Here is a 20651-nt window from a genome sequence, read left to right as displayed (position 1 = left end):
TAGACAAGTTACCATGGGAGGTTCCGGAGGTTTAAAAACCTCTCTGTCGCATCGCCTCAAATGTAAGGATGGCAGTAGAAACAGACACATTGAGTGAATCGATCTTACCCCTCATCGGAATCTTTACACGATAGTCGGCGTTATCGAGCCAAAAGTGAGTCAGACCATCCGCTTCTGTACCCATAACGATAGCAGAGGGTTTAGTAAAATCGGTATCCTGATACCATTGTGAAGCATTCAGTTCAGCGGCATAAGCCTTTATACTTCTGCTTTTCAAATAGCTCAATGCTTCCTGAGATGTACAAACGGCTGTCTGCACAGTAAAAAGACATCCTACGCTAGAGCGTATTGCATTCGGATTATAGATATCAGTGGCAGGATCGCAAACAATTACAGCATCAGCTTGCGCTGCATCAGCCGTACGTAGAACAGCGCCTAAATTACCGGGTTTTTCTACAGATTCGAGTATAATAAGGAACGGGTTATCTGAAAGTTTAAGGTCTGCCAACGTATGTCCTTTGGGTTTAGCCAAAGTTAAAAGCCCGTCAGAGCCTTCACGATAGGCTATTTTTTCAAAAACGGCTTCCGAAACTTCAAATTTTTTAGTGTCAGATACAGATTCAAGAACATGGGGATAATCTGTTTTCACAAACAGTTCGGGACATACAAACACAGAGTCAACCTCATAGCCCGCCATCAGAGCAAGAGTTAATTCCCTAGCCCCTTCTATTATAAATAAATTTTGCTCTCTCCGTTCTTTTGCTTTCGAAAGCTTTACAATATTTTTTATCCTCGTATTTTGCAGGCTGACAATTTTTTCCATTATATCCTAATTGTTATCATAATGCAAAAATAAGAATTAATTACCGACAAAATCCTGTTATTTTATACCTTTGTAAGCTTTATTAGACAATCAATTTATATATACAACTCTAAACGATAATTATTTTATGAGATATATCTGGATGCTTTCCGTTGGTATTCTATTCTTAATAAGTTGCAGCACAAAAGGAAAAAATAAAGAAGAGGTTCCAACCGAGCCAAAGAAATATACTCGTTTCAACGGGAATTACAATCTCACATTCAACGATTTACCGGATTTACATATCGAGGCCGCCGAAGCAAACGGCGTTGGGCCTTTGGAGACAAGAGCAGACACTGCATTATATCAGGACAAGCTTGTACGTATCCCAATAGAACTGGATATTTACCGTGTTGATAAACTTACACACTCAATGCCTTTTCTAGTTCCTAAAGCAGCAAATTTACTATCCGAAATCTGTATCAACTTCAGAGACTCGCTCATCAGTAAAAAAATGCCGCTTTATAAGCCGATCATTACGAGCATAACACGCACCAATGATGATGTAAAAGGGCTAAGCAGAAGAAATAGAAATGCAAGTGATAATTCTGCACACCGTTATGGAACAACAATAGATATAGCGTGGACCCGATTTGACAAAGTGAACCCAACAGACAGCCGGGTTTTGGACGACGGCAGACTAAAAGCCATATTGGGGCAGGTTTTGCATGATCTGCATGAACGCGACAGGTGCTATATAAAACATGAGAGAAAACAATCTTGCTTTCATATCACGGTAAGATAATTTTTAAATAAGCAATTAGTTGCTGCTAAAAATATGAAACGCTACTTTATATACCTTGCATACAATGGAGAAAATTACTGTGGTTGGCAGATACAGCCGAATGGTGTATCGGTACAAGAAACCATAGAAAAGTCTCTCTCAACGTTACTGCGTACTCCGACAACAATAGTGGGTGCGGGGCGTACCGATGCGGGTGTGCATGCGCGAATGATGGCAGCACATTTTGACTATGAGACTGCAAATCTTGATTTGCTGCTTCTCGCAAAAAAACTAAATAGCATACTCCCTAAAGATATTTCGATATATAGTATTGTAAAGGTAAAACCCGATGCTCACGCACGTTTTGATGCAACAAGCAGGCTATACAGATATTATATCACTACAGAAAAAGATCCTTTCTTACATCATTTGAAATATAAAGTACATGGAAATCTTGATATAGATAAGATGAATGCATGTGCTGATATCTTATTCGAATATGAAGATTTTACGAGTTTTAGCAAGTTGCACACCGATGTAAAGACGAATAATTGTACCATTCTAGCTGCACAATGGGAGAAAAAAGGCAATGATTATATCTTCACCATCAAGGCAAATCGCTTCCTCCGCAATATGGTACGCTCCATAGTAGGCACATTGCTGGAAGCAGGAAAAGGGAAGATAGATGCGGGAGAAATGCGAAGGATTATAGAGGCTAAAGACAGAGGTGAAGCCGGAATATCCGTTCCGGGACATGCTCTTTTTTTAGAAGAAATAGAATACAATAATGACATTTTTATACAATGAGAATAAATATTCTTAGCGGTAGGACATTAAGAGGGTTCATGGAAAGTGAAAAGTCAGGAGGACTTGTGCTTATTGTTTGCACAATCGTCTCCATACTTTTGGCAAACTCATCATGGATTGGAGAACAATACAGAGGCATCTGGGAATTTGGAGTAGGAAGCCATAGCGTTGCCGAATGGATAAACGATGGTTTGATGGCGGTATTCTTCCTATTGGTAGGACTTGAACTTATACAGGAAATATACGAAGGAGAGCTGTCTAATATAAAACGTGCGATGCTGCCCATATCCGGCGCATTAGGCGGCATGTTAGTACCGGCAGGTATTTATATGTTTCTCAACCACGGCACACCTACCCTATCCGGTTTTGGTATTCCGATGGCTACGGACATTGCTTTTGCATTGGGTATTTTATCCCTGTTGGGCAATCGTGTGCCTACTTCCTTGAAAGTGTTCCTCACGGCTCTAGCTGTAATTGACGATCTGGGCGCAATTATCGTAATTGCCATATTTTATACATCCTCTCTATCGTGGGTTAGCTTGCTGATGGCTTTAGGAATATTTGTTCTTTTATTATTGCTGAATAAAAAATTCCATGTCAATAATATGATCCCTTACATTGTCGGGGGGATCGTCATGTGGTATTTTATGCTCAACTCGGGTGTACATGCCACTATCGCCGGTGTATTATTAGCGATCACTATTCCTTTCAAGAAAAGGGAAAAGAAATGCATGTCGAATCGTTGGCAACACTTTTTGCACTATCCTATAGCTTTTGGAGTATTACCTTTGTTTGCTTTGGCCAATACAGCAATGATAATAGAAGGAAACTGGGATCAGTCGATAGGTGAACCTTTCGCACAGGGTATCCTGCTAGGACTCATTGTAGGAAAACCAATCGGAATCACTCTCTTTAGCTTTATCTTTGTGAAAACAGGTATTTGTGCCTTGCCAAGAGGAATCAATTGGAAGGGGCTATTGGGTGCCGGCATGCTTGGAGGAATCGGATTTACAATGTCCATTTTCATTACTCTTCTTGCCTTCGATGATATACATTATATCAACGAATCAAAATTGATGATACTTCTGGCATCTTTGGCTTCTGGTATTATCGGCTATACATGGCTAAACTTCGTGATGAAAAAAGAAAGAGAACGAATTTCATAGATAATAAGATTTAAATAAATGTGGCTAGCTCTCGCCTTTGTTTCAGCGTTCTTTCTTGGATGCTATGATATTTGTAAAAAAAAATCAGTAGATGGAAATGCAGTAATTCCCGTATTATTTCTTAACACGCTTTTTTGTTCCTTATTGCTGCTTCCGTTGGTCGTTATATCAAAAATATCACCCGATTCTCTGTACGGAACAATTGGATATGTTCCATCGGTGTCGATAGAAACTCACGGATATATTTTTGTAAAGTCGGTTATTGTACTTACATCATGGATATTCGGCTATTTCGCTATCAAACATCTTCCCCTGACAATTACAGGGCCCATAAACGCCACACGCCCCGTTATGACTCTGGTGGGAGCATTGCTGATATTCGGTGAGAGGCTCAATTTATATCAATGGATAGGGGTGATTATCACTATTATTTCATTCTTCCTGTTATCCCTTTCGGGCAAAAAAGAGGGAATCAGCTTTCATAAAAACAAGTGGATACTCTTTATGATTCTGGCTGCTATAGCCGGTGCAGCAAGCGGGCTATACGATAAATTTCTGATGCAGAAATTCAGTTCTACCGCAGTTCAATTCTGGTTCAACTCGTACCAATGTCTGCTGATTCTGATCGTGATGATCGTATTATGGTATCCTAAAAGAAAGAATAACACTCCTTTCAGATGGAAATGGAGTATCATTCTGGTTTCTGTTTTCCTTACGATAGCGGACTTTGTGTACTTCTATGCCCTTACAGACCCGGATGCAATGATCTCAATTGTATCTATGGTAAGGCGCAGCAGCGTGCTTGTTTCTTTTGCCGGAGGAGTACTCTTATTCCATGAAAAAAACTTAAAAGGAAAAGCGATAGACCTTGTTTTAATAATCATAGCAATGTTTTTCCTATATTTGGGGACAAAATAATTCGATACAAAATGAGAAAGTTTATACTTGCAATTATTATCATATTCAGTATTGTTTCCGGAGTTTCGGCTCAAGATCTGAAAACAATTTTTCTTGCTATGCCCGAAAACATGATTACAGGGCTCGACGCAGCCGGAAAAGAAAAACTGCTTTCGAATCCGAATGATACTACAGGCATTACAGCTCCAAGGGGTTCTTTTGGAGAAATAGAAAGAATTGGCATTTCTTCTGATTACATATCCCTGCAAACTTCCGAGGCCGGAACAGTTCAGATAAAGCTTTTGCCTTTGATAAACGAATCGAAGATAATTTGTGTTGTAAAGACTGTTTGTGGAAAAGCGTGTGACAGTCAAATACAATTTTATACTACACAATGGTTCCCGATACCTCAAAATGATCTGTTTCCGAAGATAAACAAGGATACTTTCATTATACCAAATACAGACAAGAATAGCCAAGAATTTCGCAACGCTTATGCTGCACTGGATATGAATCCGATAACAATAGATCTTTCGCCCGACAGCACATCGTTAGAAATAAATTACGATATAGAGAATTATCTTACCGGGGAAGATTACAAGATGATAGAGCCTTTCCTCATCGAAAATCCTAAACGCTATACATGGGATAAGCTCTCTTTCAAGCCCGAATAAGTGCTACCAGTTTAGCACATGAATAGAATGACATGCGGCTAATGCTGCTGTCTCGGTACGCAAGCGGCTTTCCCCTAAAGTAACAGGTTGAAAGCCATTTTTTATTGCCTCTTCTACTTCCTGCTCCGAAAAATCGCCTTCAGGGCCAATCAAGATCAGAACATTTTCCCCTAATTTATAAGCATCCTTCAACGATTTCTTTTCAGAGGGATAGCAATGAGCGATAAATTTTTGTCCTTCAAAATCTTGTTTAACAAACTTCGAAAAAGATTGCATTTCATCCAATTGAGGAAGGATTGCTTTTTGCGATTGCTTCATTGCCGAAACGAGAATTTTCTCTATTCGCTGAAGCTTTATTTCTCTGCGCTCCGAATGTTGACAAAGAAGCGGAGAAAACCGATCTACACCTATTTCTGTTGCCTTCTCAGCAAACCATTCGATTCGATCTATATTTTTTGTAGGGGCAAAAGCAATATGAATATTACACTCCCAGTTTTTGGGCTGTACTATTGTTTTCAGGATATTTACGTGACAATGTTTAGGGTTAGCCTGTATGATTTCAGCATCATAAAAACTCCCTTTCCCATCTGTTAAAAGGATCTCATCCCCCTCCTTTTTACGCAGTACCTTTATACAATGTTGCGCTTCCTCGAGAGGTAATTCGGGATTACTCAATATATCGGGTGTATAGAAAATTGTCTTATCCATTCTTCTTAAAAATCAGATCCTCTTTACAAAGATACATACTTCTTCATAAAGAGGACACTACCAAAATGTTTAAATCACTTACTTCTATTCTTCAAAAATAATTTTATTCGCTCCTAATTCTTTTATTTTAGCTAACGACTCTACATGAATCCCCAGCTCGCGCAAACGTCGTCCGCCGTCCTGAAAGCTTTTCTCGATAATAAAGCCCATACCATATAGTTCAGCACCCGACTGTTTAATAATATCATATACACCTACCGCAGCATTTCCGTTTGCAAGAAAGTCATCAATAAATACCACCTTATCGTCCTTTGTAAGAAAATCACCACTTACCGATACAGTATATTCCTTGTCTTTTGTAAAAGAATATACTGTAGTAGACAACATATTCACCATTGTTTTAGGCACGGCCTTTTTTACGAAAACAACAGGCAGCTCAAGTAAGTATCCCAGCATAATAGCCGGAGCAATACCACTAGCTTCAATTGTAACAACTTTGTTGATAGGCATATTCCCAAAACGACGAACAAACTCAACGCCTATCGATTTCATCAGAATAGGATCCATCTGATGATTGATAAAACTATCTACTTTAAGGATTCCTCCTTCAAAACTTTTTCCGTCTTTTAGAATACGATCTTTAAGTAATTTCATTGTAATATTTTTTATTCCTTAATACGGATAACAACATTAGCGATTATAGCAACTACACCTCCTGTAGTAATACCGGACGAGAAAATACCGCTTATGGTAGCAGGCATCTGCGAAAGAATATTAGGTACTAGTTCAACTCCCAGCCCACATGCAAAGCTTACTGCAAGTACAAGTATTGCTTTTCTGTCGATATCCTGAGAAGCAATAATACGCACACCTGAGGCAGCTACCGTACCGAACATCAAAAGTGTAGCTCCACCCAATACAGGCTCAGGCATAATAGAGAATATACCTCCAACAAAAGGGAAAGCACTCAGAATAACCAGAAATGCGGCAATATAATAACCTACACGACGACTGGCAACACCTGTCAACTGTATCAAACCATTGTTTTGAGCAAATATTGAATTCGGGAAAGAGTTGAGCACTCCTGCTAAAGCAGAATTTATACCATCGGCCAATACGCCTCCTTGTACACGTTTCATAAACTTAGGACCTTCAATAGGTTCTCCACCAATCATCGAATTGGCTGTAATATCACCATAAGCTTCTATCGAAGTTATAAAGTAGATAAGAGCAACCGCGATAAATGCAGACAGGTCAAAGCCCAGACCATACTTAAACGGCTGAGGAATTGTTATTGCCCCTATCGCTCCCATCTTAGAGAAATCTATCCAGCCCATAAAATAAGCAGTCACATATCCTATGATAATACCTATGATAATAGAGCTCATGCGGATATATTTATTCCTTATACTGTTCAATACAAGTATAGAAACAAGAACAAGTGCAGCCAGACCTAAGTTCTGCATACTGCCAAATGATCTTGCACCCTCAACACTCATCGCATTGAAACCTCCTCCACAAGAAATAATAGCCACTTTTATAAGAGAAAGTCCTATCATTGTAACCACTATACCTGAAACAAGAGGAGTGATAATCTTTTTTGTATATTTAAGTAATCGGCTAACTATCATTTCCACAGGTGATGCGGCAATACATACTCCGAATATAGCGGCAAGTATAGCAGCTTCGCCCATATCACCTTTGGCGGCAAAACTAGCGGTAAGCGCACCAATGAAGGAGAAACTTGTACCTTGTATACAAAGCAGGCCGCAACCTACGGGGCCAAACTTACGGCATTGTATAAATGTAGATATACCCGACGCCAATAAAGCCATAGAAACAAGAAACCCTGTTGTTTCGACAGTAAAATTTAGAGCCTGGGAAATAATCAGCGGAGGGGTTATGATAGCTATAAATATAGCCAAAAGATGCTGTAAACCGGCAAAGACAGCCTCTTTAAATGGAGGATTATCTTCTATCTGATAAATAAGATCTGTTTTGCGAATCGGTTGGATAAATTTATCAACCTCATTTTCTGTCATTTCCATTTGAGCCTCCTTCTTTTTTGATTATTAACCTTTTATATTCATCGATTCCATATTGAAGCTATATACTTCTTCAATCGGAATAGCATTTCTTTCTATAGTATTGATGTCTTTAGCTTCTTCAGTCCACAAAAAAGGGAAAAAACTATATGCATAGTCAGGGCGCAGATGCATTACATCCTGTTGCCAGCCATCCCACCTCATACCGGGATAAAATTCATCCATATCTGTCTCGAAGCAGAATAAAAGAAACTGGCTATATTCCATTTCCAAAGGAATCCATTGAAGCATATCGGGAGCAAAGTAGTATAGGTTTCCGGCGTCTTCTCCCAAAAAACCTCCGTTAATTGCATAAAACCCGCCGATGGCATCGTCTGCAACCAATAAATATGGAGCAGGTTCTCCAAATTCAGAAAAAGATTTACCCATATTCCAGTCGGGAAGAGTTCTTTTCATACGATCACTGCCTGATCCAAGAATACGAATCCATCCATTGTCTATTAATAGCCCGCCTGTTTCGTAGATAATTGCTCCCATCAGAGAGCGTGTGGTAACTTGTGTGTGTATCAGACTTTTTTCGGCTCGTTGACGCTCGCAAGGCAGAATTTCCACCTTGTTTTTGGCCTGATCAATCCATTTTTTTACAATCGGCCAACCCGGGTCTTCCGTGTTTACAAGCTCTTGTAGCGTACGCATTGGCACATATACTGATGGTAAAACGTCGTTTACCTCATTTTTAATTTAAGGTGCAAAAGTAGTATATTTATAGATATTCTCTAAATAATTAATGAAAGAATAATAGAATATATCCGGACACACTACTAAACATACATTTAAACAATTGATTATAAGAACAAAAAGTCAACCTAATCAATTATAAAAGAATACAAAATATCGGCTGTTTGCAGTATTAAAAATCCCATTCAACAAAAAAAGAATGTCCAAGTTCCGACAATTTTTATTAAATTTATACCCATAAAAGCGTGAAATACTGTATTTTTAACCATTTCCTAATTGCTAGGATTACCGAAGGGTTAAATTATATTCACAAATAATAGATTATATAGAGCATTCATTTGTAGATAAATAAACTATCCACATGAAACAGTTTTGTCTAAAAAGAAAGTTCTAGTTCACATATAAAATAAACACAATGACTCATTTACCATCTATAATTAGCGATTTAGCTTTTATATTGATAATTGCGGGAATAATAACCATCATATTCAAATGGTTAAACCAACCTTTAGTATTAGGGTATATAGTTGCAGGATTCTTGACAGGTCCACACTCCAGTTTTTTCCCTACAGTTACCGATGCTGAAAATATAAATATCTGGGCAGAGATTGGTGTTATATTCCTCTTATTTGGTATGGGGCTTGAATTTAGCTTCAAGAAACTCATCAGTAATGGAAAGACAGGGTTTATAACACTCATTATGATTGCCATAGGGCTCGGTGTATCCGGTTACTTTATCGGGCTATGGCTCGGATGGGGTACATGGAACAGTCTTATATTAGGCTGTATGCTCTGTTTATCGTCCACTACTATTATCGTAAAAGGATTTGAAGACCCGAAATATAGAGGCAAACGTTTTACAGAAGTAGTTTTCGGCATACTTATATTTGACGACCTTTTTGCCATCCTTGTCATGGTATTTATGGGAACGATTGCCGTAAGCCGCCACTTTGAAGGCACCGAAATGTTGCTCAGCTTAGGGAAACTGATCTTCTTTATGGTCGTATGGGTTGTATGTGGTATATTCCTTATACCTACCTTTCTCAAAAAAGCAAAAAAATGGCTCAATGATGAAACACTGCTTATCATTTCCTTAGGCTTGTGTTTGGGTATGGTAGTCTTTGCTACAGAAGTTGAACTTTCTTCGGCATTGGGCGCATTTATCATGGGATCTATTTTAGCAGAAACAATAAAGCTTGAAAAAATAGAAACCCTAACCAAACCGATAAAAGATTTTTTCGGAGCCGTCTTTTTTGTTTCGGTGGGTATGATGATGAATCCTACCGTAATACAAGAGAACTTCGTGAGTGTAATCATAATTACATTGGCCGTTTTATTAGGAAAAATAATATTCACTGCTGTAGGAGCACGCTTATCCGGCGAATCGATGTTAGTATCTATCCAGTCGGGATTCAGTATGGCTCAGGTTGGCGAGTTTGCTTTTATCGTGGCAAGTTCGGCTATAGCCTATCAATTGGCAGACAATTTTATTTACCCTATCATTATTGCCGTTTCTATACTTACTACGTTTACTACTCCATACCTTATGGCTGCAAGTATTCCTTTTTATAATTGGATGATGAAAACCATACCCGACTCATGGAGGCAGAAAATACTTGAAAAAGACGAAAGGCTTGAAAATCCTAAAAATCAAAGTGACTGGAGTGTATTTTTAACTAATTACATATCGAATGTCATTGTTTTCATATCATTATGTATTGGTGCTATTATCGTTACATCGAGCTTCATCGCTCCATTTATCAACGAACATATAGCAGAACCTTGGGGAAATATTATTTGCCTTGTAATCACTTTTCTGGCTATCTCTCCAATTCTCAAAGGGCTTGTCTATAGAGGAGGGCAACAGCCTTACCTGATATTGAAACTTTGGCAACGAAGTGTAAGAAACCGGATTATACTATCTTCGTTAATACTCCTTCGGTTTATCATTGCTTATGCTTTTATCTATGTTCTCTTATGGCTGTTTCTAACCATCCCTATTTGGGTATCGGTACTGATTGCTGGCGTGCTTATCTTCCTTGTGATACAATCGAAGCACCTGCTCAAGCTATATTGGAAAATAGAATACAGGTTTGTAGTAAACTTCAACCAGAGAATATTGGAAGAAAGACGAAGAAATTCCCTAAAGCAGAACGGTGGAGTAGTCGTTTACGATCTCGACAATACAAACTGGATAGAAAGCAACCTGTATGTAGGGAAATTCAAACTGGAACCCGGTTCTGAATATGAGCATAAAATGCTTAAGGATACCGACTTCAGGCAACGATACGATCTGATCATCATTACAGTACGCAGAGGCGAAGAAGATCTATATTTTCCGAACGGAGACTTTGTGCTAGAGTCCGGCGACCTGCTCTTAGTGGCCGGAAACATTATGAATATTGACCGCCTGATGACTATGAAGAATTGCATAACAATGTTCAAGAGTACTTTGCGGACAATACACGAATTCTCTAAGCAACAAGACAATGATCCGCATTCTAACATCAAATGTATATCACTTATCGTGGAAGAAAATTCTGTTCTGAATAACAAAAGCCTATACGAATCGGAAATGGGCAAAGAAAAGAAATGCTTTGTCGTGGGATTTGAGAGTAAAGGAACTGTTAAGATCAATCCTCCGGCAAATACAACCTTCTCTACTGGAGATATTTTGTGGATTATCGGAGATAAGCAAAGTATATATGGTTTTGTAAAAGAAAATCTTCATCTATAAAAAGTTAGAAAGATAAATCGGGATATAATTTTTTAGCAACAAGAATAATGAATATTTACAAAGCAACTTTGGATGATATTAGCGATCTGATCCGACTTCGGATTGATTTCTTGACAATGGATCAGGGACGTTTATCAGATCAGAACGAAAAGGAGATCCGGGCTCAACTAAAAGTTTATTTGGCAAAGCATATCCCGTTGGAAGATTTCATAGCTGTGATAGCTAAACACCCAACAGGCAAAATAGCATCTGCCGCATTCCTCATCATACAAGAAAGGCCTGCAAACCCTTCTTTTATCACAGGATTGACAGGTACATTGCTAAATGTTGTTACTTATCCTGAATTCAGGCGCAAGGGCATTGCTTCACAAGTTATTCGAGAGATCATAAATGAAGCGAGACAGAAAGGGGTTTCTTCTATCGATCTGTACGCAACAGATGACGGTAAGGAACTATATAAAAAATTAGGTTTTGTAGAGCCTTCATATACATCCATGCGCTTAAAATTATGACAGACAAAAACAATCATCTATTTTTGTCGTTATATTTTAAACATTTTGATCGCAATATATGCTGATTCAGTTTCTTTTTATACTTGCCGCAATTATTGTAGGCGCGCGTTTGCAAGGTATCGGCCTTGGAGTGATGGGTGGTCTCGGATTGGCTATTCTGGTCTTCGGGTTTGGTTTGGAGCCAACCTCCCCTCCTATCGACGTGATGCTGATGATAGTCGCTGTGATAGCAGCAGCGGGCTGTATGCAGGCAGCAGGCGGGCTCGACCTTATGGTATCCCTTGCGGAAAAATTCCTGCGTAAACATCCCCAACGGATCACACTGTTCAGCCCAATCGTCACATATCTATTCACATTCGTAGCCGGAACAGGGCATGTCGCCTACTCCGTACTGCCGGTGATAGCCGAAGTAGCACGAGAAACGAAAATACGCCCCGAGCGACCTCTTTCAATTGCCGTAATCGCTTCACAACAAGCCATAACCGCCAGCCCAATCTCTGCGGCAACGGTTGCCCTATTGAGCATGCTTGCCGGATACAATATATCCTTACTCAACATTCTAATGATAAGCATACCCTCAACCCTGATAGGAGTATTGCTTGGTGCATTAGTGAGTATGCGCATGGGAAAAGAATTGCATGAAGACCCTGAATATCTTAAACGCCTCGGTGCAGGAATGTTCAGCCAAGATAAAGTCTCTGACAAAAAAAAATATAGTCTAAAAAGTAAAGCAGGGTTATCCGTCCTTATCTTTATATTGGCTACCGTTCTCATTATTCTTTTCGGATCTATAGATGGGTTAAGGCAGATAGGAAGTAAAACGCTCAATATGCCCATCATTATAGAGATACTGATGCTTTCGGCTGCTGCACTCATTCTGCTCTTAACACGTACCGATGGTATAAAAGCGGCTCAGGGGTCTGTATTCGTCGCAGGAATGCAAGCGGTAGTTGCCATCTTTGGTATTGCATGGATGGGAGATACTTTTATCAACGGCAATATGGAGCAACTTCGTGCTTCTATAGAAGGGGTTGTTACCTCCATGCCCTGGATATTTGGTGTCGCCTTATTTGTTATGTCTATTCTATTATACAGCCAAGCTGCAACCGTACGGGCATTGATGCCATTAGGTATTGCTCTGGGTATATCGCCCTGGATGCTTATCGCATTGTTCCCTACAGTCAACGGGTACTTTTTCTTACCCAACTACCCAACAGTAGTGGCTGCTATCAATTTTGACCGCACAGGAACAACCCGCATCGGACGATGGGTACTCAATCACTCGTTTATGATTCCGGGGCTGGTGGCTACGATCACCGCTGTATGCGTAGGGTTATTAATCATCACTTTAACAGGTCTATAAAATACACAAAATGAAAACAGAGAAAGAGAAAATGCTGGCAGGCGAATATTATGATCCGGGAGATACCGAATTGATTACACGCTGGCATTTGGCAAAAAAACTAACACAGCAATACAACCAAACAGCAAGCGACGATAAAGAAACGCTAGATAAACTGCTCGGTCAGATCCTTGGATCGAAAGGAGAAAACGTTTGGATTACTGCACCTTTTTATGTCGATTATGGTGAAAATATCCATATTGGAGACAATTGCGAAATCAATATGAATTGTGTGTTTCTTGATTGCAACAAAATAACAATCGGGAATAATACAGGCATAGGCCCCAATGTACAGATATACGCTGTTTCGCATCCCGTAAACCCGAATGAACGCTTATCTTACAATACGGATGAGAATGCTGCGCCTTCGTTCTGGAAAATAGATTCGGCTCCGGTTACTATCGGTTCCAATGTATGGATATGCGGCGGATCTATTATACTTGCCGGTGTAACTATCGGCGACAATACTACTATCGGAGCAGGGAGTGTGGTCACAAAATCGATTCCTGCAAATTGTCTTGCAGCAGGCAATCCATGTAAAGTAATAAGAGAATTAAAGTAAATTGAGTTTGCTTTTCGTTTTTTTAATTACATTTACACCGATACTCTACAACAAAACATTATTACACCAGAAATAAACTGTAAAATATTGCTTAAACCACTCCTGAAATATTACATCACAATATTCAGCTTTATCTGCTTAAACTTTACTTCGCTAAATGTATTGGCACAAGATAATGCGGATGATTCTATACCTGTGCGCATTGGGCAAAATATAGAAAAGCCTATCTATTCTAACGAAAAGAAAAAGCACAGTTCGTTTTACACCTGGGCGTGGGGAAAACATTACAGAGACGTATACTACAAACCCATCACAGCCAAAGCAGCGTCTTTAGATTCATCCTATGGAGGGTTATCCATTATCAGCGAACGCCCGATGCTTCATGCGTTTATTCTGAAGAACAAACGAGACCAGCTATTTATGCTAAAGCCACTTGGCGGTTCTTCAAGCTTTTTGGAGTCCAAATTTTTCAGAGATGTATATCATCATGAAGATTTTAAAGATACATATCTGGATGATTTTATTACTGAAGCGTATACAATCGTTCATCCATATATGTTTCTTGTGTCGGAAAAGTTGGCAAGGTCGGCAAATATTTGTTCGATGAATACCCGTATTTACTACATGCTTGACGACGGAACGGACACGATTATAGACGATAATCAACTAAAGAATAAACTCGTAAGCATATCAGAGTTGCCCGCTTTGAAGAATAAAAAAATCCTCACCAATGTAGAGACATTAATAGATAGCCTGCACAGTACAAATCCTACATCAGTAGATCAGGACTTATATATCAAGATGCGATTGTTTGATATGCTTATCGGCGATTGGAACAAAGTCTCGGAAAACTGGTACTGGGTATCAACTCCGAAAGGTGATTCTGTTGTATATCAACCTCAGGTGATAGACAGAAGCCATGCTTTCTCTAAGGTAGACGGTTTTCTCTTCAAAGGACTATTAGGGATGCTGGGTGTCGGCTTTATTACCAACTATGAAGCTCATATAAAAAATATCAAGAAAATAAATACACTGGCTCAGCCTCTCGATATTGCAATTACACAAAGAAGCACAGCCGAAGATTGGCAAGAGCAAGCACGAATATTAAAATTAGACTTAACAGATAGAGATATAGACAATGCGTTTTCAGCACTACCGAAGGAAATGCAAAATGAGGATATCAACAAACTAAAAGAAAGACTTAAAGCCAGAAGAAAAAATCTGGAGGATATCGCTTTGAAATATTATACTACTCTACAAAAGAATCCGGTTATAACGGGTACAGATAGAAACGAGAAGTTTGTAATAGATCAGAATGGAAAGGAATTGCACATACGCATCTTTGATAAAAACACCAATAAGCTAACTTTCGACAAAAAATATTCACCAAAACGGACAAAAGAAATATGGCTATACGGACTAGGAGGTGAAGACAGCTTCGAAGTAAATAAACGGAGAAGAAATATTGCGATCTTACTTATTGGGGGTAACGATAATAACGACTATGATGTAAAACAGGGGAATAACGTATTTATTTACGAATCGAAGTCAGAAAAAGAACAGCTAAAAGCCATCAACAACGCAAAAGTAATTATCCCTAACGACGAAAGTGCGTTGGAGTATGACTATCAGCGATTGAGACATACATCACTTTCTGTGACTCCGATAGGAATCTATGACTCCGATTTGGGTTTGAATCTCGGGACATCCTTTTCGTACACGGTATACGGCTTTAGGCGAGCTCCTTATACTCGAAGACATCAGATAAGCTACGATTTAAACAATGGGTTTATATATCAGGGAATTTTTCCAAGCTATGATGAGAAAAAAAGCCTGCACGTATTGGCTCTAGTGGGTAGCCCTTCTTATTTTAGCAACTTCTTCGGGTTCGGAAACAACACGGATGGTTATAAAAATAAGAACAAGAATTACAATCGTGTTAATATCAAAAAGTATATGCTAAAGCCGTCTTTGTATTACAATATCAACAAAGACCAGACATTCAACATCTATGCTTCCATAGAATCGTATCAAGTGAAAAACCCTAAAAATCGTGATCGCTTCATCAATACATTTTACGATGATGGCAACTCGATATTCTCTACCAAATACTTTGTTGATCTTGGCGCGGCGTATGAGTTCAATAAGAAAATGCAATCTTTTGTTTCGTCTGTCAAGTTCTCCGTTTCATCAGGATGGACTGTGAACGTAACCAAACCTCAGAACAATTTTGCCTATACAACAGGAGAATTCGGTTTGAATCTTAAACTAACAGACAGAATTACTTTTGCAACTCTACTTAAAGGAAAGAGCCTGTTCTCTGACAAATATGATTTCTTTCAGGCAGCAACAACCGAACTGAGAGGATATCGGAGTAACCGCTTCATCGGTCGTCATTCATTCTATCAGTACTCCGATATACGGCTTGATATGGGACGGCTCAACAATCCCCTCACTCCGCTTAACTATGGAGTGTTTGTTGGAGTAGATCATGGACGTGTATGGTATCCTGACGATGTTTCACAAAAGTGGCATTCTTCTTATGGAGGAGGATTCTGGTTAACATTACTCCGCAAGTTCACAGGTAAATTCTCTTATTTTGGTTCGAGCGATGCCAACAGGCTAATGTTTGAGCTTGGTATGGGATTTTAAGTCTGCAGTTGAGAAGAAATCACTTGTTACGCTGTCATCCTAAACGACATGAAGAACCTCTTGCAAACAAAACAGACTGTGTTTTATAATCCATAATTTATCTTATATCAGTTACTGATCAGGACAAAAAAGTGACAGATAAAAACAGGCTAAAAAGTGTCACTTTTGTCACCTTTTATTCTCAAAACATCCAGTAATAAACTCACAATGTGAGCCTTAATAAGAATATGAAATTATCTTATAAAAATCGCATTTTGTCACTTTTTAAACTTTATGATGTTGGAAATAAAAAAGATGTTGGAATAAGTTCTTTTTCATAACTGTAAAAAATAATGTAGATTTGTATCTGTAATACTTTCAGAAGAAATTTGTAACAAAAAAATAGTTAGCCCGTGAAAACAGAAAATGAAGACAAGATAAGCGGATTACCTGAAAACGCTTTTCATGAGCTCAAAGAGGGAGAAGAGTACAACCCCATAATGTCTCCCAATAAGCAATACAAAGAAGTTACGCCATGGTCGGTTATGTGGGGACTGCTGATGGCCGTTTTGTTTAGTGCTGCAGCAGCCTATCTGGGTCTGAAAGTAGGACAAGTATTCGAAGCCGCTATTCCTATCGCTATTATTGCCGTAGGGCTATCAAGTGCTACCAAGCGCAAAAACGCACTTGGAGAAAATGTCATAATACAATCCATTGGGGCAAGTAGCGGGGTTATTGTAGCCGGAGCTATATTCACCCTGCCCGCACTTTACATCCTGCAAGCTAAATATCCGGATATTTCGGTCGATTTCTTTCAGGTGTTTCTTAGTTCGTTGCTGGGAGGTATTTTAGGAATCTTGTTCCTTATTCCTTTCCGTAAATACTTTGTTTCCGATATGCACGGAAAATATCCTTTCCCCGAGGCTACCGCCACTACACAAGTACTGGTATCGGGCGAAAAAGGAGGAGATCAGGCCAAGCCCCTTATTATAGCCGGGCTGATCGGAGGACTTTATGACTTTGTTATAGCCACATTCGGTACATGGGGCGAAACCTTCACATCACGTGTGATACCTTATGGTGAGACCTTAGCCAATAAAGTGAAGATGCTATTCAGCGTTAATGTTGGAGCAGCAGTTCTCGGCTTGGGATATATCGTAGGACTAAGATACGCCGCTATCATCTGTGCCGGCTCTGCATTGGTTTGGTTTGTTCTTGTTCCTCTTCTGCCATTATTAGGAGATACGACACTGCAAATGTTAAATCCTGCACCTTATTTGCCGGGAGGAGGGCTTATTGACGGAATAGCATCTGCCAGCCCTGAAGTGATATTCTCATCTATGGCACGCCATATTGGTATCGGAGGTATTGCAATGGCAGGTATAATCGGTATCATTCGGTCATGGCCTATTATCAAAAGTGCTGTAGGACTTGCTTCTAAAGAGTTTAAAGGAGGTAATAAAGATGCATCGAAAATAGATAAGCGCACTCAGCTTGATCTCCCCATGAAAATAATTTCTATCGGAGTAATAGTCGCTTTGCTTGCAACATTCATTTTCTTCTATCTGGGTGTAATGCACAATCTGTTCTACGCTGTCATAGCTATTCTGGTGGTAGCTATAATTGCGTTCTTATTCACCACCGTAGCTGCCAATGCGATTGCCATAGTAGGAACAAACCCTGTTTCGGGGATGACACTGATGACCCTTATCCTTGCCTCAGTTATCATGGTGGCAGTAGGACTGAAAGGGACTTCGGGTATGGTAGCAGCCCTGATTATGGGAGGGGTGGTATGTACGGCCCTGTCTATGGCGGGAGGATTTATAACCGACCTAAAGATCGGTTATTGGCTGGGAACGACTCCGGCTAAACAACAATCGTGGAAGTTTCTAGGAACACTCGTTTCTGCTGCAACAGTAGGAGGAGTAATGATCATATTGAACGATACGTACGGCTTTACCGGAGAGGGTGCTCTTGTAGCTCCACAGGCTAATGCAATGGCTGCCGTTATAGACCCGTTGATGTCGGGTACAGGTGCGCCATGGATACTATATGGCATTGGTGCATTGATCGCTCTATTGCTTACATTCTTTAGAGTGCCGGCTCTTGCCTTTGCTTTAGGAATGTTTATCCCGCTTCAACTGAATGTGCCGCTATTGGTTGGTGGTGCAGTAAACTGGTATGTAGGCAGTCGTAGCAAAGATAAAGCATTAAATTCGGCACGATTGGACAAAGGAACATTATTGGCATCAGGATTCATTGCCGGAGGTGCTTTGATGGGAGTTGTTAGCGCAACCTTACGTTTCGGAGGAGTTGATCTTGTTGACAAAGAGTGGCTAGACTCTGCCGGTTCACAATGGCTCGCATTGTTCATGTATGCGGTAATCATATTCTATCTGGGCTATTCATCAATGAAGGCTAAAAAAGACGGACTGAAATAAGACGAGATATATGTTAGTTTGAAACAAAAGCAGATGATTGATGATTTTGTAAACTTAACAACAGAAAACCTTACCGATGAGCACTTATGCTGCATTATCCGTAGTAAAAAGACTCATCAAGGTATTGAAGCAAAAAGACAATGGCTCTCAGACAGACTGACTGAGGGCCATGTCTTTAGAAAACTAAATGCAAAAGCTACAGTTTTTATTGAATATGCCCCTTTGGAAACGGCTTGGGTTCCCATAATCGGCGACAACTATTACTATGTATATTGCTTGTGGGTTTTAGGCAATTACAAAGGAAAAGGGTATGGAAGATCGTTGATAGAGTATTGCTTGGCTGATGCAAAGAAAAAGGGCAAATCGGGCATCTGCATGCTCGGAGCACAAAAACAAAAATCGTGGCTCTCTGACCAATCATTTGCAAAAAGGTTTGGGTTCGAGGTTGTTGATACGACCGACAATGGATATGAATTACTGGCACTTTCTCTTGACGGAACAACACCTCAGTTTGCACAAAACGCCAAGAGCCTGAAAATAGAAAACAAAGAGCTTACAATATATTATGATATGCAATGTCCTTATGTCTATCAGAGTATTGAGATGACAAAAGAGTATTGCGAAACGAACAACGTCCCGGTGTCATTAATTCAAGTGGATACGCTGCAAAAGGCAAAAGAGCTGCCTTGTGTTTTCAACAACTGGGGAGTGTTTTATAAAGGAACTTTTGAGACAGTGAATCTGTTAGATATATCCTACTTGAAGAGAATACTCAAAGGCTGAAAATATACTTCCTTATACGACCTTTTTCTTCAAACCAAATCTGAATCCTTTCTCGGCAACATATACACCAAATAGAATAAACACAGACCCTAGAAGAGCAACCAATGTAATATGTTCATCTATTACAATGGCAGAAGTAAGCAATGTTACCAGCGGTACGAAGTAGATATAGTTGGATGTCTGTACAATACCAAGTTCTTTTACAGCTGTGTTCCATGCTATAAAACAAAGCAATGAAGCAATCAGCCCTAAGAACAACAGGTTAGCAATAATAACAGGCTGCACAAGCAGTTCAGGATGAAGGGATGAAGGGCTAAAAGCAAGAAAAGGAAGCATGGTAATTATACCATAAATAAATACCTTACGGGTAATAAAAAGTGTTGAATAACGCCCGTTGACCTTGCGCAATACAATCCCATAAAAAGCCCACGACAGGGCAGACAGTATTGTCAGAATATCACCTAGAGGATTGATCTGCAATATAAAGCTACCATTGAAAACAACCAAGCCAACCCCAAGCAGAGCTGTGAGAGAACCAAATATAAGGGATGCTTTCAATTTTTCCTTTCTGTACATCAAGTAAGAAAGGAAGGCAGTAAATATAGGAGAGGTACATATAATAAGAGATACATTGGATGCCAGCGTTATTTGCAATGCCGTATTTTCGAATACAAAATAGAGGGAACCACCGCATAGTCCGGCGGCAACAAACAAAAGCTCATCTTTAACAGATTTAGCAAAAAGCCTTTTCGGGCAGACAAACCAAATACCTATATATGCCAACAGGAAGCGATAAATCAGAATTTCGGAAGGAGATAATCCATACCCTATAAGAACCTTTGTGGAAACAAAGGTAGTACCCCAAACAATTACTGTGAGAATAGCAATAGTATGATACCAGTAGTGTTTAGATATAGCCATAGCGTTTTGTTGAGATAAACCTGAATGAGATTGCAAAAGTA

The 20651-nt window shown here is 39.5% G+C and carries 18 protein-coding genes; 12 read left to right on the top strand and 6 right to left on the bottom strand.

Going from position 1 to position 20651, the window contains the following annotated elements; all coding sequences use genetic code 11:
- Positions 1-31: 31 nt before the first annotated feature.
- A complete protein-coding gene (locus E4T88_RS14335; RefSeq protein ID WP_135106595.1) occupies positions 32-823 on the bottom strand; it encodes a TrmH family RNA methyltransferase in 792 nt (263 codons plus the stop codon).
- Positions 824-950: 127 nt separating this feature from the next.
- On the opposite strand from E4T88_RS14335, the gene E4T88_RS14330 reads away from it, so the two are divergent.
- From E4T88_RS14330 to E4T88_RS14310, 5 genes are read left to right on the top strand one after another with little or no spacing between them, the layout of a single operon-like run.
- Complete coding sequence (locus tag E4T88_RS14330) at positions 951-1607, top strand: DUF5715 family protein (RefSeq protein WP_006841542.1); 657 nt, start codon at positions 951-953, stop codon at positions 1605-1607.
- A 33-nt stretch (positions 1608-1640) separates the two neighbouring features.
- Positions 1641-2393 (top strand): tRNA pseudouridine(38-40) synthase TruA, encoded by a 753-nt coding sequence (gene truA, locus E4T88_RS14325; RefSeq protein WP_135106593.1) that lies wholly within the window; start codon positions 1641-1643, stop codon positions 2391-2393.
- Positions 2390-3559 carry a Na+/H+ antiporter NhaA gene (gene nhaA, locus E4T88_RS14320; protein WP_135106591.1) on the top strand — a complete coding sequence of 390 codons (1170 nt, stop codon included), beginning with the start codon at positions 2390-2392 and terminating at the stop codon, positions 3557-3559. The genes truA and nhaA overlap by 4 nt, the downstream gene beginning before the upstream one ends.
- 18 nt (positions 3560-3577) lie before the next feature.
- Complete coding sequence (locus E4T88_RS14315) at positions 3578-4477, top strand: EamA family transporter (protein WP_135106589.1); 900 nt, start codon at positions 3578-3580, stop codon at positions 4475-4477.
- 11 nt (positions 4478-4488) lie between these two features.
- Positions 4489-5130: a DUF3256 family protein gene (locus tag E4T88_RS14310; protein WP_135106587.1), complete on the top strand. Its 642-nt coding sequence runs from the start codon at positions 4489-4491 to the stop codon at positions 5128-5130.
- Between the two features lie 3 nt (positions 5131-5133).
- Here the strand turns inward: E4T88_RS14310 and E4T88_RS14305 are convergent, their stop codons facing one another.
- From E4T88_RS14305 to E4T88_RS14290, 4 genes are all read right to left on the bottom strand, one after another.
- Positions 5134-5838, bottom strand: coding sequence for a 16S rRNA (uracil(1498)-N(3))-methyltransferase (locus E4T88_RS14305; RefSeq protein ID WP_135106585.1), 705 nt, complete (start codon positions 5836-5838; stop codon positions 5134-5136).
- An 84-nt stretch (positions 5839-5922) separates the two neighbouring features.
- Positions 5923-6492: a xanthine phosphoribosyltransferase gene (xpt, locus tag E4T88_RS14300; RefSeq protein ID WP_135106583.1), complete on the bottom strand. Its 570-nt coding sequence runs from the start codon at positions 6490-6492 to the stop codon at positions 5923-5925.
- A gap of 11 nt (positions 6493-6503) precedes the next feature.
- Positions 6504-7886: a nucleobase:cation symporter-2 family protein gene (locus E4T88_RS14295; RefSeq protein ID WP_135106581.1), complete on the bottom strand. Its 1383-nt coding sequence runs from the start codon at positions 7884-7886 to the stop codon at positions 6504-6506.
- Between the two features lie 24 nt (positions 7887-7910).
- Positions 7911-8579, bottom strand: a complete 669-nt coding sequence (locus tag E4T88_RS14290; RefSeq protein WP_135106579.1) for a DUF2625 domain-containing protein — start codon at positions 8577-8579, stop codon at positions 7911-7913.
- Positions 8580-9036: 457 nt separating this feature from the next.
- Between E4T88_RS14290 and E4T88_RS14285 the strand changes: the two genes are divergently transcribed.
- From E4T88_RS14285 to E4T88_RS14255, 7 genes are all read left to right on the top strand, one after another.
- Positions 9037-11358 carry a monovalent cation:proton antiporter family protein gene (locus E4T88_RS14285; protein WP_135106577.1) on the top strand — a complete coding sequence of 774 codons (2322 nt, stop codon included), beginning with the start codon at positions 9037-9039 and terminating at the stop codon, positions 11356-11358.
- A 47-nt stretch (positions 11359-11405) separates the two neighbouring features.
- The gene (locus E4T88_RS14280) at positions 11406-11870 is read left to right on the top strand and encodes a GNAT family N-acetyltransferase (RefSeq protein ID WP_135106575.1); all 465 of its coding nucleotides are present in this window, start codon (positions 11406-11408) and stop codon (positions 11868-11870) included.
- Positions 11871-11928: 58 nt separating this feature from the next.
- Positions 11929-13233 (top strand): anaerobic C4-dicarboxylate transporter family protein, encoded by a 1305-nt coding sequence (locus tag E4T88_RS14275; protein ID WP_135106573.1) that lies wholly within the window; start codon positions 11929-11931, stop codon positions 13231-13233.
- 10 nt (positions 13234-13243) lie between these two features.
- Entirely contained in the window at positions 13244-13834 is a 591-nt protein-coding gene (locus tag E4T88_RS14270; protein WP_006841553.1) for a sugar O-acetyltransferase, read from the top strand.
- An 87-nt stretch (positions 13835-13921) separates the two neighbouring features.
- Positions 13922-16486 (top strand): BamA/TamA family outer membrane protein, encoded by a 2565-nt coding sequence (locus tag E4T88_RS14265; RefSeq protein ID WP_228093940.1) that lies wholly within the window; start codon positions 13922-13924, stop codon positions 16484-16486.
- A 392-nt stretch (positions 16487-16878) separates the two neighbouring features.
- A complete protein-coding gene (locus E4T88_RS14260; RefSeq protein WP_135106572.1) occupies positions 16879-18906 on the top strand; it encodes an OPT family oligopeptide transporter in 2028 nt (675 codons plus the stop codon).
- A 33-nt stretch (positions 18907-18939) separates the two neighbouring features.
- Positions 18940-19689, top strand: coding sequence for a GNAT family N-acetyltransferase (locus tag E4T88_RS14255; protein WP_135106570.1), 750 nt, complete (start codon positions 18940-18942; stop codon positions 19687-19689).
- Between the two features lie 12 nt (positions 19690-19701).
- Here the strand turns inward: E4T88_RS14255 and E4T88_RS14250 are convergent, their stop codons facing one another.
- A complete protein-coding gene (locus E4T88_RS14250; RefSeq protein WP_135106568.1) occupies positions 19702-20610 on the bottom strand; it encodes a DMT family transporter in 909 nt (302 codons plus the stop codon).
- Positions 20611-20651: the final 41 nt, after the last annotated feature.

Origin of the sequence: Dysgonomonas mossii (assembly GCF_004569505.1) — a bacterium.
In the GTDB taxonomy this organism is placed as follows: domain Bacteria; phylum Bacteroidota; class Bacteroidia; order Bacteroidales; family Dysgonomonadaceae; genus Dysgonomonas.
This window is presented reverse-complemented; position numbering and strand designations above follow the sequence as displayed.

What these genes read in the sequence shown, in the direction of transcription:
- E4T88_RS14335 (WP_135106595.1), bottom strand. Translation starts at nt 823, where the DNA reads ATGGAAAAAATTGTCAGCCTGCAAAATACGAGGATAAAAAATATTGTA.
- E4T88_RS14330 (WP_006841542.1), top strand. Translation starts at nt 951, where the DNA reads ATGAGATATATCTGGATGCTTTCCGTTGGTATTCTATTCTTAATAAGT.
- truA (WP_135106593.1), top strand. Translation starts at nt 1,641, where the DNA reads ATGAAACGCTACTTTATATACCTTGCATACAATGGAGAAAATTACTGT.
- nhaA (WP_135106591.1), top strand. Translation starts at nt 2,390, where the DNA reads ATGAGAATAAATATTCTTAGCGGTAGGACATTAAGAGGGTTCATGGAA.
- E4T88_RS14315 (WP_135106589.1), top strand. Translation starts at nt 3,578, where the DNA reads ATGTGGCTAGCTCTCGCCTTTGTTTCAGCGTTCTTTCTTGGATGCTAT.
- E4T88_RS14310 (WP_135106587.1), top strand. Translation starts at nt 4,489, where the DNA reads ATGAGAAAGTTTATACTTGCAATTATTATCATATTCAGTATTGTTTCC.
- E4T88_RS14305 (WP_135106585.1), bottom strand. Translation starts at nt 5,838, where the DNA reads ATGGATAAGACAATTTTCTATACACCCGATATATTGAGTAATCCCGAA.
- xpt (WP_135106583.1), bottom strand. Translation starts at nt 6,492, where the DNA reads ATGAAATTACTTAAAGATCGTATTCTAAAAGACGGAAAAAGTTTTGAA.
- E4T88_RS14295 (WP_135106581.1), bottom strand. Translation starts at nt 7,886, where the DNA reads ATGGAAATGACAGAAAATGAGGTTGATAAATTTATCCAACCGATTCGC.
- E4T88_RS14290 (WP_135106579.1), bottom strand. Translation starts at nt 8,579, where the DNA reads ATGCGTACGCTACAAGAGCTTGTAAACACGGAAGACCCGGGTTGGCCG.
- E4T88_RS14285 (WP_135106577.1), top strand. Translation starts at nt 9,037, where the DNA reads ATGACTCATTTACCATCTATAATTAGCGATTTAGCTTTTATATTGATA.
- E4T88_RS14280 (WP_135106575.1), top strand. Translation starts at nt 11,406, where the DNA reads ATGAATATTTACAAAGCAACTTTGGATGATATTAGCGATCTGATCCGA.
- E4T88_RS14275 (WP_135106573.1), top strand. Translation starts at nt 11,929, where the DNA reads ATGCTGATTCAGTTTCTTTTTATACTTGCCGCAATTATTGTAGGCGCG.
- E4T88_RS14270 (WP_006841553.1), top strand. Translation starts at nt 13,244, where the DNA reads ATGAAAACAGAGAAAGAGAAAATGCTGGCAGGCGAATATTATGATCCG.
- E4T88_RS14255 (WP_135106570.1), top strand. Translation starts at nt 18,940, where the DNA reads ATGATTGATGATTTTGTAAACTTAACAACAGAAAACCTTACCGATGAG.
- E4T88_RS14250 (WP_135106568.1), bottom strand. Translation starts at nt 20,610, where the DNA reads ATGGCTATATCTAAACACTACTGGTATCATACTATTGCTATTCTCACA.